We start from the raw sequence: 15,270 nt of genomic DNA, 5'->3' as shown, positions 1-15,270 counted from the left end.
CTCTCTTCCCGGGATCGCTTGTCTTGCGATCTCTTCGACGATTAAATCGAGGTCCCAGTCAGCGACCTCGAGTCCTTCATGCCCGACACGATCGCCTCATCGATGGATCTTCGCCGCCAGTTGCCGGGAGTGACGACGCTGCTCGACCATCCCGAGCTCCAGCCATGGCGTCAGCGCCATGGCGATCGTCTGCCGATACGCGCCATTCGCGAGACGCTCGCCCACTATCGCCAGCGCTTGAGCGAGGACGCGAGCGACGCCGCAGACGCGGCGGACGACATTGGTGACAGCCGGCCAGAGGAGGACGATCTGGTCGCCGCGATCAGGGCACGACTCGAGCTTTTGACACGGCCCAATATCCGGCCGGTCTTCAATCTCACCGGCACCGTCATCCACACCAATCTGGGGCGTTCGGCGCTCTCCGAAGCTGCCATCGAGGCCGTCGTCCAGGCTGCCCGTCACCCCGTCGCGCTGGAGTACGATCTGGAGAAGGGGGGACGCGGCGATCGTGACCGTCTGGTGGAGGATCTGCTGATCGAACTGACCGGTGCCGAAGCGGCGACTGTGGTCAACAACAATGCCGCGGCCGTGCTGCTGTCACTCACGGCGCTCTGCGCCGGGCGCGAGGCAGTGATTTCGCGGGGTGAGATGATCGAGATCGGCGGCGCCTTTCGGATGCCGGACGTGATGTCCGCCGCCGGCTGTCGACTGGTCGAGGTCGGTGCCACCAATCGCACCCACGCGCGGGATTTTAGTCAGGCGCTCGGTGACGACAGCGGGTTGATCGTCAAGGCGCATACCTCCAACTACGCGATCACCGGGTTCACCAGCAGCGTGCCGGAGCGCGAGCTTGCCCGGATTGCCCACGAGCATGGCATACCGTTCATGATCGATCTGGGCAGCGGCGCGTTGACCGACTTCCGCACGCTTGGCCTGCCTCACGAGTCCCAACCGGCCGAAGCGATCGCGGCGGGCGCCGATCTGGTGACCTTCAGCGGCGACAAGCTGCTCGGCGGCCCGCAGGCGGGCATCGTCGTCGGCAACCGCGAGCTGATCGCCCGACTCAAGCAGCATCCGCTCAAACGGGCGCTGCGCTGCGACAAACTCACCCTGGCGGGCCTGGAAGCTACCCTCCGGTGCTACCGGGACAGCGAGGCTCCGTCGCGCTCCCTGCCGACGCTGTCGATGCTGGCACGTGACGCAACCACGATTGGTGATCAGGTGAGCAGACTGCAGCCGGTGGTGCAGGCGGTGCTGCAGGATATCGCCGAAGTCAGCGGCCAGGATTGCCGCAGCCAGCTCGGCAGCGGGTCCCTTCCGGTCGATCGGCTCGACAGCCGCGCGCTGGTGCTGCATTGCAAACGGAGTCGGGATCTTTCCAGGCTGGAGCGCGTGCTTCGCGGCTTGCCGCGACCCGTGATCGGACGGGTACACGAGGGCGCGCTGTGGCTGGACCTGCGCTGTCTGGATGGCGACAGGGAAGAGCGTCAGTTCGTCGAGCAGCTCGATACCCTTCGGCCGCTGTGGGATCGCACGGCGTGATCGTCGGTACCGCGGGCCATGTCGATCACGGCAAGACGGCACTGATTCGCGCGCTGACCGGTGTGGCGACCGATCGTCTGAAAGAAGAGCAGGTGCGCGGTCTCACCATCGAGGCCGGCTATGCCTACCCCGAGCCGCCACCGGAATATGCAGGGGCTACGCTGGGGTTCATCGACGTGCCGGGCCACGAGCGCTTCATCGCCAACATGCTCTCCGGCGCCGTGGGTATCCAGGCGATGTTGCTGGTGGTCGCGGCGGACGACGGCATCATGCCGCAGACGCGCGAACATGCTCGCATTCTGGAATTGCTGGGCGTGACGCAGGCCTGGGTCGCGCTGACCAAGGTCGATCGTGTCGACCCCGACCGTGTCGCGCAGGTCATGCTCGAGCTGCAGCGCTGGCTGGCCGATACCGCCTTTGCGGGAGCACCGATATTTCCGTTGTCCAATGCCTCGGGCGAGGGCATCGGTGCACTCGGACACGCCCTGTGGACGGCGGCCGCCCATGTCGCGGAGGGCGTCGCGACAGCGCCTCCCGATTCGGGGCGCTTTCGACTCGCCATCGACCGTGTCTTCACCAAGCGGGGCGCGGGCGTCGTGGTCACCGGAACGGTGCGCAGCGGTCGGGTGGCGCTGGGGGACAGCGTTCGACTGTTACCGACCGGTCTGGCGGCTCGCGTGCGGGGATTGCGGTGTCAGGATCGCGACGCGAAGACCGCGAGCCGGGGTGAGCGCTGTGCCATCAATCTCAGTGGGGCCGATATCGAAACGGGACGCCTCGATCGCGGGGATTGGGTCGTGGCCGAGGCTTCCCGGCTCGAAAGCCGTTTGCGGCTCGATGTCGTGCTCCGCTGGCTGCCGGCGTCGCCGCCGCTCAAGCACTGGACGTCGGTGCATCTTCATCACGGCAGCGCCCATGTCACCGGGCGTGTCTCGCTGTTGGAAGCGGAAGTCCTGGCGCCTGGAACGTCGATGCTCGCTCAACTGGTGCTGGATTCGCCGTTGCAGGCGGCACACGGCGATCGCGTCGTGATTCGCGACCGCGGGGCCAGCGACACGTTGGGCGGGGCTCGCGTGCTGGATACCGCACCGCCACGTCGAGGCGCTCGCAAGCCCCGGCGTCTCGCCTGGCTGAATCAGCTGCGGGAGATGCTACCGGATGAGCGCGGCGTTCAGGATCTGCGAGTTCTGTGGCGCCGGGCAGCTCTCGACGACGGCATCGTGGATCTGACCGCGCTGGCCGCCAACCTCGATCGCGATAGCCGCGAGCTCGAGAGCAGCGCGTCGCTTGCCGGTTGGTGGGTCATCACTCATCAAGGGGTCAGCTATGCGCTTCCGGAAGAGACGCATCGGCATCTGTATCGCCAGGCGCAGGAACGATTGGCGCTGATCCATGAGCAGGAGCCGGCCATGCGCGGCGTCGATATCGATCGACTGCGCCGAATGGTGGCTCCCCAGCTTGCGGCAGGGCTGTTCCGGCCGCTGCTCGAACGCTGGAAGGCTGGCAACGAAATCGTGCAGCACGGTCCGTTCGTGGCGCTGGCCTCCCACGAGGCGACACTGTCGCCCGACGAAGCCCTGCGCTGGCAGAAGGTGAAGCCGTTGCTGCAAGCCTCGCCCTACGATCCGCCGCGGGTTCGCGATATCGCGCAGCAATTCGAGTGGCCCGAAGGGGATGTGCGGCAATTGTTGAGAAGCTGTGCGCTGCTCGGCAGTGTTTACCAGCTGCGTCAGGATCATTTCTTTTTGACGTCGCATGTCGCCGAGCTGGCCGGAATGATCCGGGAACTGGATGCGATCGCGCCGGCTGGGGCCACGGCTGCGGATTTTCGCGATCGGATTGGCGGTGGTCGTAAGCTGGCCGTGGCGATTCTCGAGTTTTTCGATCGGATAGGGTTCACTCGCCGAATCGGGGATGGTCACAGAGTGATTCGAGACGATATGCTGTTCGACTGAACAGTCGGCTGCCGGTGGGCCGAATAATCGGGAAGAGAATCGTTCCCCGGTGGGACGCCAGGACTTCAACTCCTGTAGGGGCTGCCAGCAGTCCCTGGTGGGTTCGACTCCCTCTCTCTTCCGCCAGTTCTGGGTGCCGGAACCGGATGCCGGAACGATTCATCTCGAGTTCCCGAGTCGGTGTTGGATCGCCTTTCCAGGATCCGTGCTCGCGAGACCCGTTGGTTTTTATCGCATTTCAAAAAATTACAACTTTCATTTAAGAGTCAGTCACTTATAAGTCCATGATTAAGAACACTTAAGTTTTGCCATTAGCAAAAATGCTTGGCGCATCACGAAAAGTCTCTTGGATAACCGTGGGTTGCGGTCCATTCTGGAGTTGCCCACTTAGCCAAGTGGCTCTCACCGCGATGGATCGTGGGAGTGGGCTCTACCGGGTACCGGCGTGTGGCGATGCCTACCGCTTGCAGCCCATTGCTGCAGCCCATTGCTGCAGCCCATTGCTGAAAGTGCACGCGCTCCGTGAACTAATTCCCGCTCTCTATTTCACCTTTCGAGTTTGCGACTTTCCAGTTCGCGACTATTTGACCTCGCGACTATTTGACGCCACGGCGGTTTTTGGCCCAACTTTCTTTGTCGATACTCCAATGCGCTGGCAGCTATCGCATGCCAATAGGTTCATCGCGTTTGCCACTGCGCTGATTGAGCGTGACGGCTACAATGATGCCGGCCATGTCGCTATCCACTGTCCATGGAGAGATCATGCAGGGTTCCCTGATAGGTATTGTGGTGGGCGTCGTCGTCTGGATGACGACGGCCGGGTGGGGTTGGGGTATCGGCGCGGGCATTGCCTCGGGAATCGCCTGGGATCTGTGGCGGCAGCGCTCGAATCGAGATGACTGATGCCGCTCTAGCGCCTGGCTGTCTCGCCACACCGGACAGCCAGGCGTTGTCTTCAGGTGCTGGTTCTCACGCCTTCAAGCAGCGATGCCATGTCGTCTGCGTGCTCTTCTTCCTGAGCGAGTATTTCCTCCATCACCCGGCGTGACGTCGGGTCCTTGTCGCCGAGATAGGTGATGATCTCGCGATAGCTGTCGATCGCGATGCGCTCGGCGATGAGGTCTTCCTTGATCATCTCCTCGAGGGTTTCGCCTTCGGCGTACTCGGAGTGAGAGCGGCTCAGCAGTCCTTCTGGAGAAAAATTCGGTGCGCCGCCCAGTTGAGTGATGCGTTCGGCGAGCTGGTCGGCATGCTGCTGCTCTTCCTGGGCATGCTCCAGAAATTCACCCTTGGCGATGCTCGAACTGAGACCGTCGGCCATGTAGTAGTGGCGCTTGTAGCGCAGCACACAGACGATCTCGGTGGCCAGTGCTTCGTTGAGAATATTGATGACCGTCTCGCGATCGGCGCCATAACCTTCGGTGACCGCGCCATCCTCGATGTGCTGGCGTGCACGCTCGCGAATCGTTTTGATATCGGTCAGAAATGTCTGCTCGCTCATGTGCTGCTCCTTCATAGGAATGACGGTGCGACATCTGACTGCCGCGACTTAGCCCAACTGTGACTTCAACCCAGCGGCGGTCCAGCCGCGATGACAGCGCAACCATGGTCCGAGCTCGGCTGTCACTGCCACCTCGCAAGGGATTCCCACGGGACGTCGTTTCAACGTAGTCGATGGTGTCGGGTTGTCCCAGAGATATCGATCCGGACGAGGAAGGGCGTGTAATACAATAGCGTCGGGGTCCTAGGCTAAGATTCAAGGATATTCTCGTCAGGACACGTTTCATGGCCTCGCACGATCACTCGCATCACGTTTCTCCTGATGATCCCCACGATCATTCCCATGACCACGATCATTCTCACGGCCACTCGCACGATCACGCCCCAACCGTAACGACAGATAGTGTCAAACGGGTCAGGCTGGCGATGATCCTGACTGCCGGATTCATGCTGGCCGAGGTGGCGGGGGGCTGGATCTCGGGTTCGCTGGCGCTGCTGGCCGACGCCGGGCACATGTTCAGCGACAGTTTTTCACTGGGGCTGGCGCTGTTCGCGTTTTACATGGGCGACAAGGCTCCCGACAAGTTGCGCACCTTCGGCTACCAGCGATTCCAGGTGCTCGCCGCCTTCGTCAATGGCCTGACGCTGCTGGCGATCGCGGCGTGGATCTTCATAGCCGCGATCCAGCGGTTCACCCAGCCGGTCGATGTGCTGGCGGGACCGATGATGGTGGTGGCGATACTGGGGCTGATGATCAACCTCGTGGTGTTCAAGATTCTTCACGGCGGCGATCAGGAGAACCTCAATCTGCGCGGTGCCATGCTGCATGTGATTGGCGACCTGCTGGGTTCCGTGGCGGCGATCGTGGCTTCCGTCGTCATCATGCTGACCGGCTGGATGCCGATCGATCCGCTGCTGTCGATGCTGGCCGCTGCGCTGATTCTGCGCGCGGCGTGGAAAATTCTGCGGCGCTCGTCGCATACCTTGCTGGAGGGAACGCCGGAGGGGGTCGATGTGGGCCAGATTCGCCAGGCGCTGCTCGATGTCGAGGGGGTCAAGAGCCTGCATGACATTCATGTCTGGGGGCTGACGCCGCAGGATCCGTTGCTCAGCGTGCACCTGGTGATCGAGGCGCCGGAACTTCACGATGGCGTGATCGAGCGCGCCTACGACATGCTGCAGACCCGCTTCGACATCCAGCACGCGACGCTGCAGGTCGAAACGCGTGACTGTCTGACCGGTGGGGAGTGCAATCACGGTATGGTGGTGCATCCCTGAATCGGGCGCTAGGCATCAAGCATGACGATGCTCGATGTTCATGATGACGGCGGGAAAGTTTCATTGGCCGTTATCCTTCGAGGCAGGCAGAATCGCCAATATGCCGTCGTCAATCCACTATCGGGGGGCGTTCCGGACTGATCGTGATCCGGTAACGTCACCTTCGACCGGCGCTCTATCGCGCTGGCCAGTATCGAAGAGAGTCATGTCATGAGCACGCAGCCTCCGCTGGGCGTCAGTTTCGAATTCTTCCCTCCCAATACCGACGCGGGAAGGGAGAAACTCGGTGGCGTTCGCGATGCCCTGGCCGCGCGGGAGCCGCGCTTTTTTTCCGTGACCTACGGGGCCGGAGGTTCCACCCAGGCTCGCACCTTCGACACCGTCAAGACCGTCCGTCGCAGTGGCGTCACCACGGCGCCTCATCTTTCCTGCATCGGTAGCGAGAAGGGCGCGCTCCGCGAGCTGCTTCAGTCCTATCGAGAGGATGGCGTGGACAGTCTGGTAGCGTTGCGCGGTGATCTGCCGTCGGGCATGGGTGGGGCGGGTGAGCTGCGCTACGCCAACGAGCTGGTCGAATTCATCCGTAACGAGACCGGTGATCACTTCGAGATCGCGGTGGCGGCCTATCCGGAAGCGCATCCGCAGGCGCCAAGTTTCGAACGGGACCTGGAGAATTTCGCCCGCAAGGCCAAGGCGGGAGCGGATATCGCCATTACTCAGTACTTCTTCACCGCCGAAGCCTATTTCCACTTCGTCGATCGGGTACGCGCGATGGGTGTCGAGACCCCGATCGTGCCGGGCATCATGCCGATCACCAACTACACCAAGCTGGCGCGCTTCTCCGATGCTTGCGGTGCCGATATTCCGCGCTGGATTCGTAAGCAGCTCGAAGCCTATGGCGATGATGGCAACAGCATTCAGGCGTTCGGCACCGAGGTGGTCTCGGATCTCTGCCAGCGTCTGCTGGATGGCGGCGCGCCTGGCTTGCACTTCTATACCTTGAATCAATCGGCACCTTCGTTGCGGGTGCTCGACAATCTCTCCCTTTAGCATCGACCGCGCTTTCCGCTGAACCCGGGAATTCGCGTCCTGGTCATGTCGGGTCTAACTTGAAGTGTCACCCACGGACAGGAAGACGACATGCGACACAACGCACTATTGGCACTCGGCGCCGGGCTGGCGATGACGCTGAGCGTCGCCGCCCAGGCCCAGACCCACGTGGAGATGCACTCGATCTCCAAGGATGGGGTCGGCGACAGCGTCGGCACCGTGATGGCCGAAGACACCGATCATGGCTTGCTGCTGACGCCGGACCTTTCCGACCTGAACCCCGGGATTCACGGCTTTCACCTTCATCAGAACGCCAGCTGCGACACCAGCGAGAGCGATGGCGAGGTGACGCCGGCCGGCGCTGCCGGCGGCCACTTCGATCCGCAGGAGACCGGCACGCATCAGGGGCCTTACAGTGATGAAGGCCACCTCGGCGACCTACCTGCGCTGATGGTCGACAGCGATGGCAAGGCCACGACTCCGGTATTGGCCCCCCGTCTGAAAGCGTCGGATTTGAGCGGTCATGCCTTCGTCATCCATGAGGGCGGCGACAACTATTCCGACGAGCCCAAGCTCGGCGGCGGCGGAAGTCGCGTGGCCTGCGGGGTTATCGAAAGCCGCTAGCCTCTGCCGTACCGGCATCATCTTGGCGACGGCTCTGCCACTGGCAGGGCCGTTCTGCGTGAGGGCATGGCATTTACCATTGTTCATTGCTCGTAAGCTATTGTTTTCAAGACGCCCGTCGCGCCATAATCTGTTCATTTATCCAGTTATGGGGCGCCCGGGCCGATGGCCAATTTTCGAACGCATTTCGGCGTGGCGAGTGTCGGCGGAGCCGTCTTCGCCCAGGCCGGCTGCCAGGCGGGGCAATGGAGTGGCTGGCAGGCGATGATCGTGGCATCGCTGGTGGCATTCGGCGGTATTCTGCCGGATATCGACGCCGACCAGTCGCAGGCGATTCGCCTGATCTTCAACATTCTGGCCGTCATTGCCGTGGTGCTGGCGGTCATGGTTCTGCAACATAAAGTCACGCCGGCCTATCTGTTCATCGCTTGTGGCGGTGCCTATGTCGGCGTGCGTTACCTGGCGAGCGCATTGTTTGCGCGCTTCACCGTTCATCGAGGTCTGTGGCATTCACTGCTGGCGGCCGGCGTCAGCGGGCTATCGACGGCGGCAATCAGTTTCTCGTTGCTCGGTCAGCCCGAGCGGCAGGCCTGGGTTCACGGCCTGGCAATGACGCTGGGTTTCATCATTCATCTGACCCTGGATGAGCTATATAGCGTCGATCTTACCGGTGCCAGGCTCAAACGCTCCTTCGGCACCGCGCTCAAGCTTTTCAGCTGGCAGGCGCCAGGTAGTGCATTGATGCTGGCGTTGGTGTCGGCACATCTACTGAGCTGGCTGCCTTCCTTTGCGGCGCTGGGCCAGCTGTTCACCCAAGGCCTGGCGCTGTGGCGCTGAGCCGGTGCCTCACCAGCTCGGCGCCACGCTTATCGACTCTGACAACGAGGTCGCGATGCATCTGATATTCGACGTCAACGAAACCCTGCTCGATACCCGCGCTCTGGACCCGCTGTTCCAGCGCTGGTTCGGCAGTGAAGCGACGCGGCCGGAGTGGTTCCTGACGCTTCAGGAAAGCTGGATGACGGCCAATCTAATCGGCCGGTTCGATCCCTTCTCGAGCCTGGCCAGAAGCGCGTTGCGCCAGCTCGGTGCCAAGCACGATGTCGCGATCTCGGCAGACGACGAGCAGGCGCTGGTCGACGCGATTCTCTCGATGCCGGCGCATGGCGATGTCCAGTCGGCATTGTCGACCTTGCGCAATCGCGGGCACACATTGACGGCGCTGACCAACAGCGCACTGAAGGCGGCACATCGGCAGTTGGAGCACGTTGGGCTGGAGGGCCACTTCGACGCCATTCTCAGCGTGGAGAGTGTCGAGCGTTACAAGCCGGCTCCGGAGCCCTATCGACACGCGGCCAGGCACTGGGGCGTGGATACCCGCGAGCTGGTGATGATCGCCGCTCATGGCTGGGATCTGATCGGCGCCAATGCTGCCGGCATGCGCACCGGCTTCATCGCGCGGCCCGGCAAGGCGATGGATCCGGCGCTCGCTGGCGTACCGGACTGGCGGGACGACGATCTGTCGCGTCTGCTCGAACGTGTCGTCGCTGGCTAAGCTGACGTGACCGCCGTCGGGATCAATGCGGCTTGCGGGGATCGAGAATCCGTACCGGCGTGATCTCTTCGCTTGCGGGCCGCTGGCGTTCCCGAGGCTGATTGACCCGGGTGGGCACTTCCTGGATCGCGTCGTCCTCGATCGGCAGCTGTTCGAAGAAATCGCAGCTCACGCAGTCGCGATAGCGAATGCCGTTTTGCTCCCACGAGCGGATGCGATCCATGGCTGAACAGCGGGGGCAGATCGCGCCGGCGATGAAGCGCTTCGGCGTCTGGGTCATGGGTTACCTCGGAATCGGTGAGTGGACGCGCCGGTGCGTCCACTCGGATGACGGAAGACGCCGGAATCTAGGCCGCGTTGCGGGGCTCGATGCCGGCATGGCGTAGCAGTGGGTCGATACTCGGCTCGCGGCCACGGAAAGCCTCGAATAGTTCGGCCGCCTCGCGCGATCCGCCCTGTTCGAGAATCGCCTCGCGGAAACGCCGGCCGGTTTCGGGATCGAAGATGCCGGCTTCCTCGAAGGCGCTGTAGGCATCCGCGGAGAGCACTTCGGCCCACTTGTAGCTGTAGTACCCGGCGGCATAGCCTCCGGCAAAAATGTGCGCGAAACCGTTCTGGAAGCGGTTGAAGTCAACGGCGGTGACGACCGAGACCTTGGCGCGGACGTCGTCGAGCAGCGCCTGAACGTCGGCTGAGCTCGGCTTGTGGCACTCGTGGTGCAGGCGGAAATCGAACAGCGAGAATTCGAGCTGGCGCATCATCTGCATGGCCGACTGGAAATTGCGCGCGGCCTGCAGCTTGCCCAGCAGATCGTCCGGCAACTTTTCGCCGGTATCGACATGGCCGGCGATCAGATCGAGACCTTCGCGTTCCCAGCAGAAGTTTTCCATGAACTGGCTCGGCAGTTCGACGGCGTCCCAGGCGACACCGCTGATCCCGGAGACATCGGCCACCGTCTGCTGTGTCAGCATGTGATGCAGGCCGTGGCCGAATTCGTGGAACAGCGTCAGCACTTCATCGTGAGTCAGCAGCGCCGGTTTGCCCGCGACCGGTGGAGTGAAGTTGCAGGTCAGATAGGCGACCGGCAGCTGCAGCTCGCCGTTCTCGCGCTGAAGACGCGTTCGACAGACGTCCATCCAGGCCCCGCCACGCTTGCCCTCGCGGGCGTAGAGGTCCAGATAGAAGCCGGCGATTGGACGCTCGCCATCGAGCACGTCGAAGTACTGCACGTCGGGGTGATAACGCGGCGCTTCCGGATTTTCCGCCATGCGGATGCCATAGAGCTTGCCGGTGACGCGGAACAATCCCTCGATGGCGCGCGGCGCGGGAAAGTAGGGACGCAGCTGCTCCTGAGAAATATCGTAGCGCGCCTGACGAAGCCTCTCGCTGGCGAATCCGGTGTCCCACGGCTTCAAGGAATCCAGTCCCAGGGTCTCCCTGGCATAGGCTTCGAGCTCGTTGAACTCGCGCTGTGCCTGGGGATGCGCCCGCTCGGCGAGATCGTCGAGGAAACCCAGAACTTGCTCGGGGCTCTCGGCCATCTTGGTGGCCAGCGAATAATCGGCGTAGGTGTCGAAACCGAGTAGACGGGCCAGTTCCTGGCGCAGGACCAGCGTCTCTTCGATCACCGGCGCGTTGTCGTTCTCGCCGGCCTTGGGGCCCTGGTCCGAGGCGCGAGTGACATAGGCGGTGTAGACCTCGCGGCGCAACTCGCGATCTTCGGCGAAGGTCATGACCGGCAGGAAGCTCGGCACGTCGAGGGTGATGCGGTAGCCCGACTTGCCCTTGGCTTCGGCGTTGGCCTTCAGCGTTTCCAGCGCGCTTTCGGGCAGGCCGTTCAGACGCTGGGCGTCATCGAGATCCAGATACCAGGACTGGGTGGCATCCAGCAACTGATTGGAGAAGGTGTTGCCCAGTTCCGACAGTCGGGCCTGGATCTCGCCATAGCGCTTTTTCTCGTCGGCCGGCAGATCGACACCCGCCAGACGGAAGTTGCGCAGGGTATTGTCGATCGCCTTGCGTTGCGCGGTATCGAGCGTCGCGAACTCGTCGCTCTCGCGAAGACGTTCGAAAGCCTTGAATAGCGCCGTATGCTGGCCAACCCAGGTGCTGTATTCGGAGAGCATGGCGAGACACTGCTGATAGGCGTCGCGCAGCGCATCGCTGTTCATCGTGGAATTGAGATGCGAAACCGGCGACCAGGCCTGGGAGAGGCGATCATCGAGCGCTTCCAGCGGCGCGGCGAGCGTCTGCCAGCTCACGTTCTGCTGCTGGGCGAGCGCCTCGGTCGCCTGACGGCTGTCGGCAATGATCTTCTCGATGGCCGGGACGACGTGTTCGGGACGAATTGCCTCGAACGGCGGCAGGGTATGATGCTCGAGCAGCGGGTTATTCGGCATGGTCACCTCGGACGATGGAATCAGTGGCATTCTATATGGGGGGAGCCGGTGCCGCTTTCAATCCGTATGGGCACCAGGTGGTATCCGATCCATGGGGCGTTGCGCGTTGGCTTTCAACGGATTGGCGCTCCGTCGCGGCCCTGATAGGCTCTTCGCGTTTTCGTGCCAGCCTTGCATGCCGTTTGGCGTGCCATCCGCGGCCGCAACCCGTTCGATAAAGGTCCCGAATGATGAGTGAAACTCTGGAGCGCTGGCAGTCCCGCCGGGCGTTCATTCTGGCAGTCACCGGCGCGGCCGTCGGCCTGGGCAATATCTGGCGTTTTCCCTACATGACCGGCGAGAACGGGGGCTCGGCGTTCCTGCTGCTCTACATCGTGTTCGTGCTGTTGCTGGGGCTGCCGATGATGATGGCGGAGATCATGATCGGGCGCGCCGGTCGCCGCAGCCCGATGCAGGCGCTGGCGTTCCTGGCGGACGAGGCCGATGTCAGCCGCCACTGGAAATGGTTGGGACTTTTCGGCGCGATTACGGTGTTCTTCATTCTATCGTTCTACTCGGTGGTCTCCGGCTGGTCGATCGAATATCTGGTCAGTGCGGTGAACGGCAGCTTCGTGGGTCGCTCGCCTCAACAGATCGGCGCAAGTTTCGATGCCTTTCTGGCCGACCCCTTGCGCATGACCTTCAATCACACCCTGTTCATGCTGTTGACGATGTCGGTGGTGGCGGCCGGCGTTGCCAACGGAATCGAGAAGCTCAACAACGTGATGATGCCGTTGCTGTACGGCATCCTGATCGTTCTGGGTGGCTACGCGGTGACCACTTCCGGCTTCGGCGCCGCCATGCACTGGCTGTTCACGCCCAATGTCGCCGCCATTACCTGGAGCGTGGTGCTCAATGCCATGGGCCATGCCTTCTTCACGCTGGCCGTGGGCGCCTGTGCGCTGATGGCATACGGCGCCTACATGCCGGAAGAGCAGAGTCTGCCGAGGGCGGTCTTCGCCGTGGCGCTGCTCGATATTGCGGTGGCGCTGCTGTCCGGTATCGCGATCTTTTCCATTGTCTTCACCCACGGCCTCGACCCCAGCGAGGGGCCGGGACTGATGTTCGTCACGCTGCCGATCGCGTTCAGCGATCTGCCGGGCGGGCAGGTCTGGCTGGGTGCCTTCTTTCTGCTGCTGCTCGTCGCGACCTGGACATCGTCGATCAACCTGGCCGAGCCGATGGTGTCGATGCTCGTCGGCGCCGGGTGGCGGCGTAGCCGGGCTGCTATCCTGATCGGAATGCTGGTATGGCTGGTGGGGCTATTGTCGGTATTGTCGTTCTCCACGCTGGCGGACGTGCACTGGGTCGGGGAGATGAACTTCTTCACGCTGGTATCGACCATTCCTCCGGATATCTTCCTGCCGGTCGGCGGCTTGCTGATCGCCATCTTCGCGGCGTGGCGCATGTCTCCCGAAGCCGCTTCGGCGGCGCTGGACGTCGGCCCCGGCGGTTTCCGCCTGTGGCTGGGGCTGGTGCGTTACGTCTCGATACCACTGACGGTCGTCGTGCTAATGACTAGCCTCATGTAGCCAATGCCTTCCATCGGTCACCGAATTCTGGACAGCGACAGGAGTTGAGAACATGGCAATTCGAACGTTTCAGGGTGTCACGCCAAGCCTCGGCGAGCGGGTATTCGTCGATGACGCCAGCGTCGTTCTAGGAGATGTCGCACTTGGCGATGATTGCTCGGTATGGCCAATGGCGGTCATCCGTGGCGATGTCCATCGCATTCGTATCGGCGCGCGCACCAGCGTGCAGGACGGTTGCGTGTTGCACTGCACCCACGCCAGCGACTACAACCCCGGTGGTCATCCGCTGGTGATCGGGGATGAAGTCACGATCGGGCATCAGGCCACGCTGCACGGCTGCAAGATCGGCAATCGGGTGCTGATCGGGATGGGTGCCGTGGTGCTGGACGGCGTGGTTGTCGAGGATGAGGTGATCATCGCCGCTGGCGCCATGGTGCCACCGGGCAAGGTGCTGGAGAGTGGCTATGTCTACGCCGGTAACCCTGCCAAACCGCTGCGCGAACTCAAGGCCGCCGAGCGGGAATTCTTCCGCTACTCCGCGGGCAATTACGTCAAGCTCAAGGATCAGCACCTGGCCGGCGAGTGATCAACGTGGATGAGGATCGCCCAGCAGTTGAGAACGCCTTTCGGCGCGCCGGGCGCGAGACTCGGCGCGCTGCAGGTCCATCAGTCCCGTCTTGACGTAATCGAGATGTTCGTGCGCCAGCGTGCGTGCGTCTTCGGCTCTGCCATCCTGAATCGCCTCTAGCAGCGCACGGTGCTGCGCCATCAGTAGCTGGCGGGCATTGGGGCGCTCGAACAGGTGTGCCAGGTTGCCGACGATGCTCTTCTCCAGCAAATGGAACAGGCCGCGAATGGTATGCAGCATCAGGACGTTGTGCGCAGCCTCGGCAATGGACAGATGAAAAGCGGCGTCGGCCTTGGCTTCGCGTAGCGGGTCGCTCTGCTGATCCGGATCCCTGTAGCTTTTGTCCAGCGCTTCGAACCGCCGCTGCAGCATCTCCTTGTCCGCGGGAGTTGCCCGCATTGCCGCATGGTAGGCCGTAATGCCTTCCATGGCGTCGCGAAACTCCAGTACGTCCAGCTGAAATTCGTCGTGGCGCGACAGAATTTCCAGCATGGGATCGCCGTAGCTGTCCGCGAGGCGTTCGCTGACATAGGTGCCGCCGCCCTGGCGGCTGGTCAACAGTCCGCGCGCGGCCAGCTTCTGAATGGCTTCGCGTAATGACGGGCGTGAGACACCGAAACGCTCGGCCAGCTCGCGTTCAGCCGGCAGGCGATGGCCAGGCTTGAGGCTGCCCTCGAGGATCATCGCTTCGAGACGTTCGGTGATGACGTCGGCCAGACGGGGCTGCCTGACGGAGGGGTAGGCCACGAGATGAAGCTCCTGATACCGGTTCGTGAAATTGGTTTTACCAATGCTGGTGCATTTATCAACGCTTCTTTGGTGGCGCTCAGAGCTACTTCGAGCAGACTGGGCCAAAGGTCTCTCTTTACGGCGATGTGCTGGCATGACGGCGGCTTAGAGCGATTCCAGTCGCTGGAGGGGAGGCCGTTGTGGCAACCGTCTGCTATCAAATTTGATTTTTTACCAATCAGGGCTTGCCAAGACGCTGGCGGGTCCGTAAAGTACGCATCCGCTGCCGCCGAGACAGGTTCTCGGAGGCGGTGAAGGAGAAAGCCAAGCGTTTGATTTGATTGAAGAAATCGGTTGACGCAAGGCGGTGAGGCAGGCATAATCGCTTCCCAGTTCTTCGCAGGATCGGCACCACTGAGCAGCAGCGGCGCCCGGCAGG

At 62.5% G+C, this 15,270-nt stretch carries 15 protein-coding genes and 1 tRNA gene; 11 read left to right on the top strand and 5 right to left on the bottom strand.

The window, feature by feature from the left end:
* The first annotated feature begins 78 nt into the window (after positions 1–78).
* The 4 genes from selA to DOM36_RS20170 all read left to right on the top strand — a co-directional run bounded on the left by selA (position 79) and on the right by DOM36_RS20170 (position 4,400).
* Entirely contained in the window at positions 79–1,542 is a 1,464-nt protein-coding gene (gene selA / locus DOM36_RS18780; RefSeq protein ID WP_232823928.1) for an L-seryl-tRNA(Sec) selenium transferase, read from the top strand.
* Positions 1,539–3,497 (top strand): selenocysteine-specific translation elongation factor, encoded by a 1,959-nt coding sequence (selB, locus tag DOM36_RS18775; protein ID WP_110644063.1) that lies wholly within the window; start codon positions 1,539–1,541, stop codon positions 3,495–3,497. The genes selA and selB overlap by 4 nt, the downstream gene beginning before the upstream one ends.
* A gap of 30 nt (positions 3,498–3,527) precedes the next feature.
* Positions 3,528–3,623: transfer RNA gene (locus DOM36_RS20175), tRNA-Sec, on the top strand.
* A 606-nt stretch (positions 3,624–4,229) separates the two neighbouring features.
* A complete protein-coding gene (locus DOM36_RS20170) occupies positions 4,230–4,400 on the top strand; it encodes a hypothetical protein (protein WP_157958685.1) in 171 nt (56 codons plus the stop codon).
* Positions 4,401–4,452: 52 nt separating this feature from the next.
* Here DOM36_RS20170 and DOM36_RS18770 read toward each other — a convergent pair whose 3' ends face one another.
* Positions 4,453–4,998: a ferritin-like domain-containing protein gene (locus DOM36_RS18770; protein ID WP_075570244.1), complete on the bottom strand. Its 546-nt coding sequence runs from the start codon at positions 4,996–4,998 to the stop codon at positions 4,453–4,455.
* A 284-nt stretch (positions 4,999–5,282) separates the two neighbouring features.
* Between DOM36_RS18770 and DOM36_RS18765 the strand changes: the two genes are divergently transcribed.
* The 5 genes from DOM36_RS18765 to DOM36_RS18745 all read left to right on the top strand — a co-directional run bounded on the left by DOM36_RS18765 (position 5,283) and on the right by DOM36_RS18745 (position 9,504).
* Positions 5,283–6,275 (top strand): cation diffusion facilitator family transporter, encoded by a 993-nt coding sequence (locus DOM36_RS18765; protein ID WP_075570243.1) that lies wholly within the window; start codon positions 5,283–5,285, stop codon positions 6,273–6,275.
* A 210-nt stretch (positions 6,276–6,485) separates the two neighbouring features.
* Positions 6,486–7,325, top strand: a complete 840-nt coding sequence (gene metF, locus DOM36_RS18760; protein ID WP_075570242.1) for a methylenetetrahydrofolate reductase [NAD(P)H] — start codon at positions 6,486–6,488, stop codon at positions 7,323–7,325.
* Between the two features lie 90 nt (positions 7,326–7,415).
* A complete protein-coding gene (gene sodC / locus DOM36_RS18755) occupies positions 7,416–7,949 on the top strand; it encodes a superoxide dismutase family protein (RefSeq protein ID WP_075570241.1) in 534 nt (177 codons plus the stop codon).
* 165 nt (positions 7,950–8,114) lie between these two features.
* Positions 8,115–8,786, top strand: coding sequence for a metal-dependent hydrolase (locus tag DOM36_RS18750; protein ID WP_110644004.1), 672 nt, complete (start codon positions 8,115–8,117; stop codon positions 8,784–8,786).
* A gap of 55 nt (positions 8,787–8,841) precedes the next feature.
* Positions 8,842–9,504 carry a haloacid dehalogenase type II gene (locus tag DOM36_RS18745; RefSeq protein WP_110644003.1) on the top strand — a complete coding sequence of 221 codons (663 nt, stop codon included), beginning with the start codon at positions 8,842–8,844 and terminating at the stop codon, positions 9,502–9,504.
* Between the two features lie 22 nt (positions 9,505–9,526).
* Here the strand turns inward: DOM36_RS18745 and DOM36_RS18740 are convergent, their stop codons facing one another.
* A complete protein-coding gene (locus DOM36_RS18740) occupies positions 9,527–9,784 on the bottom strand; it encodes a YheV family putative zinc ribbon protein (RefSeq protein ID WP_075570238.1) in 258 nt (85 codons plus the stop codon).
* Positions 9,785–9,851: 67 nt separating this feature from the next.
* Positions 9,852–11,903, bottom strand: a complete 2,052-nt coding sequence (gene prlC / locus DOM36_RS18735; RefSeq protein ID WP_075570248.1) for an oligopeptidase A — start codon at positions 11,901–11,903, stop codon at positions 9,852–9,854.
* A gap of 230 nt (positions 11,904–12,133) precedes the next feature.
* Between prlC and DOM36_RS18730 the strand changes: the two genes are divergently transcribed.
* Both DOM36_RS18730 and DOM36_RS18725 read left to right on the top strand, forming a co-directional pair.
* Complete coding sequence (locus tag DOM36_RS18730; protein ID WP_110644062.1) at positions 12,134–13,474, top strand: sodium-dependent transporter; 1,341 nt, start codon at positions 12,134–12,136, stop codon at positions 13,472–13,474.
* A gap of 52 nt (positions 13,475–13,526) precedes the next feature.
* Positions 13,527–14,060, top strand: a complete 534-nt coding sequence (locus tag DOM36_RS18725) for a gamma carbonic anhydrase family protein (RefSeq protein ID WP_075570237.1) — start codon at positions 13,527–13,529, stop codon at positions 14,058–14,060.
* On the opposite strand, the gene DOM36_RS18720 is transcribed toward DOM36_RS18725, so the two are convergent.
* Positions 14,061–14,849, bottom strand: coding sequence for a GntR family transcriptional regulator (locus DOM36_RS18720; protein WP_110644002.1), 789 nt, complete (start codon positions 14,847–14,849; stop codon positions 14,061–14,063). It abuts the gene before it with no gap.
* Between the two features lie 220 nt (positions 14,850–15,069).
* Positions 15,070–15,270, bottom strand: a 201-nt coding sequence (locus DOM36_RS20530; RefSeq protein WP_232823927.1) for a hypothetical protein, incomplete at its 5' end; no start/stop codon positions are given.

Source organism: Salinicola sp. CPA57 (genome assembly GCF_003206035.1).
GTDB classification, from domain to species: Bacteria; Pseudomonadota; Gammaproteobacteria; order Pseudomonadales; family Halomonadaceae; genus Salinicola; species Salinicola socius.
This window is presented reverse-complemented; position numbering and strand designations above follow the sequence as displayed.

Bases quoted from the DNA above. Each gene is read 5' to 3' on its own strand.
- DOM36_RS18740 (WP_075570238.1), bottom strand. From the start codon at position 9,784: ATGACCCAGACGCCGAAGCGCTTCATCGCCGGCGCGATCTGCCCCCGC.
- DOM36_RS18750 (WP_110644004.1), top strand. From the start codon at position 8,115: ATGGCCAATTTTCGAACGCATTTCGGCGTGGCGAGTGTCGGCGGAGCC.
- DOM36_RS18725 (WP_075570237.1), top strand. From the start codon at position 13,527: ATGGCAATTCGAACGTTTCAGGGTGTCACGCCAAGCCTCGGCGAGCGG.
- DOM36_RS18745 (WP_110644003.1), top strand. From the start codon at position 8,842: ATGCATCTGATATTCGACGTCAACGAAACCCTGCTCGATACCCGCGCT.
- DOM36_RS18765 (WP_075570243.1), top strand. From the start codon at position 5,283: ATGGCCTCGCACGATCACTCGCATCACGTTTCTCCTGATGATCCCCAC.
- DOM36_RS18730 (WP_110644062.1), top strand. From the start codon at position 12,134: ATGAGTGAAACTCTGGAGCGCTGGCAGTCCCGCCGGGCGTTCATTCTG.
- metF (WP_075570242.1), top strand. From the start codon at position 6,486: ATGAGCACGCAGCCTCCGCTGGGCGTCAGTTTCGAATTCTTCCCTCCC.
- sodC (WP_075570241.1), top strand. From the start codon at position 7,416: ATGCGACACAACGCACTATTGGCACTCGGCGCCGGGCTGGCGATGACG.
- DOM36_RS20170 (WP_157958685.1), top strand. From the start codon at position 4,230: ATGTCGCTATCCACTGTCCATGGAGAGATCATGCAGGGTTCCCTGATA.
- selA (WP_232823928.1), top strand. From the start codon at position 79: ATGCCCGACACGATCGCCTCATCGATGGATCTTCGCCGCCAGTTGCCG.
- prlC (WP_075570248.1), bottom strand. From the start codon at position 11,903: ATGCCGAATAACCCGCTGCTCGAGCATCATACCCTGCCGCCGTTCGAG.
- DOM36_RS18770 (WP_075570244.1), bottom strand. From the start codon at position 4,998: ATGAGCGAGCAGACATTTCTGACCGATATCAAAACGATTCGCGAGCGT.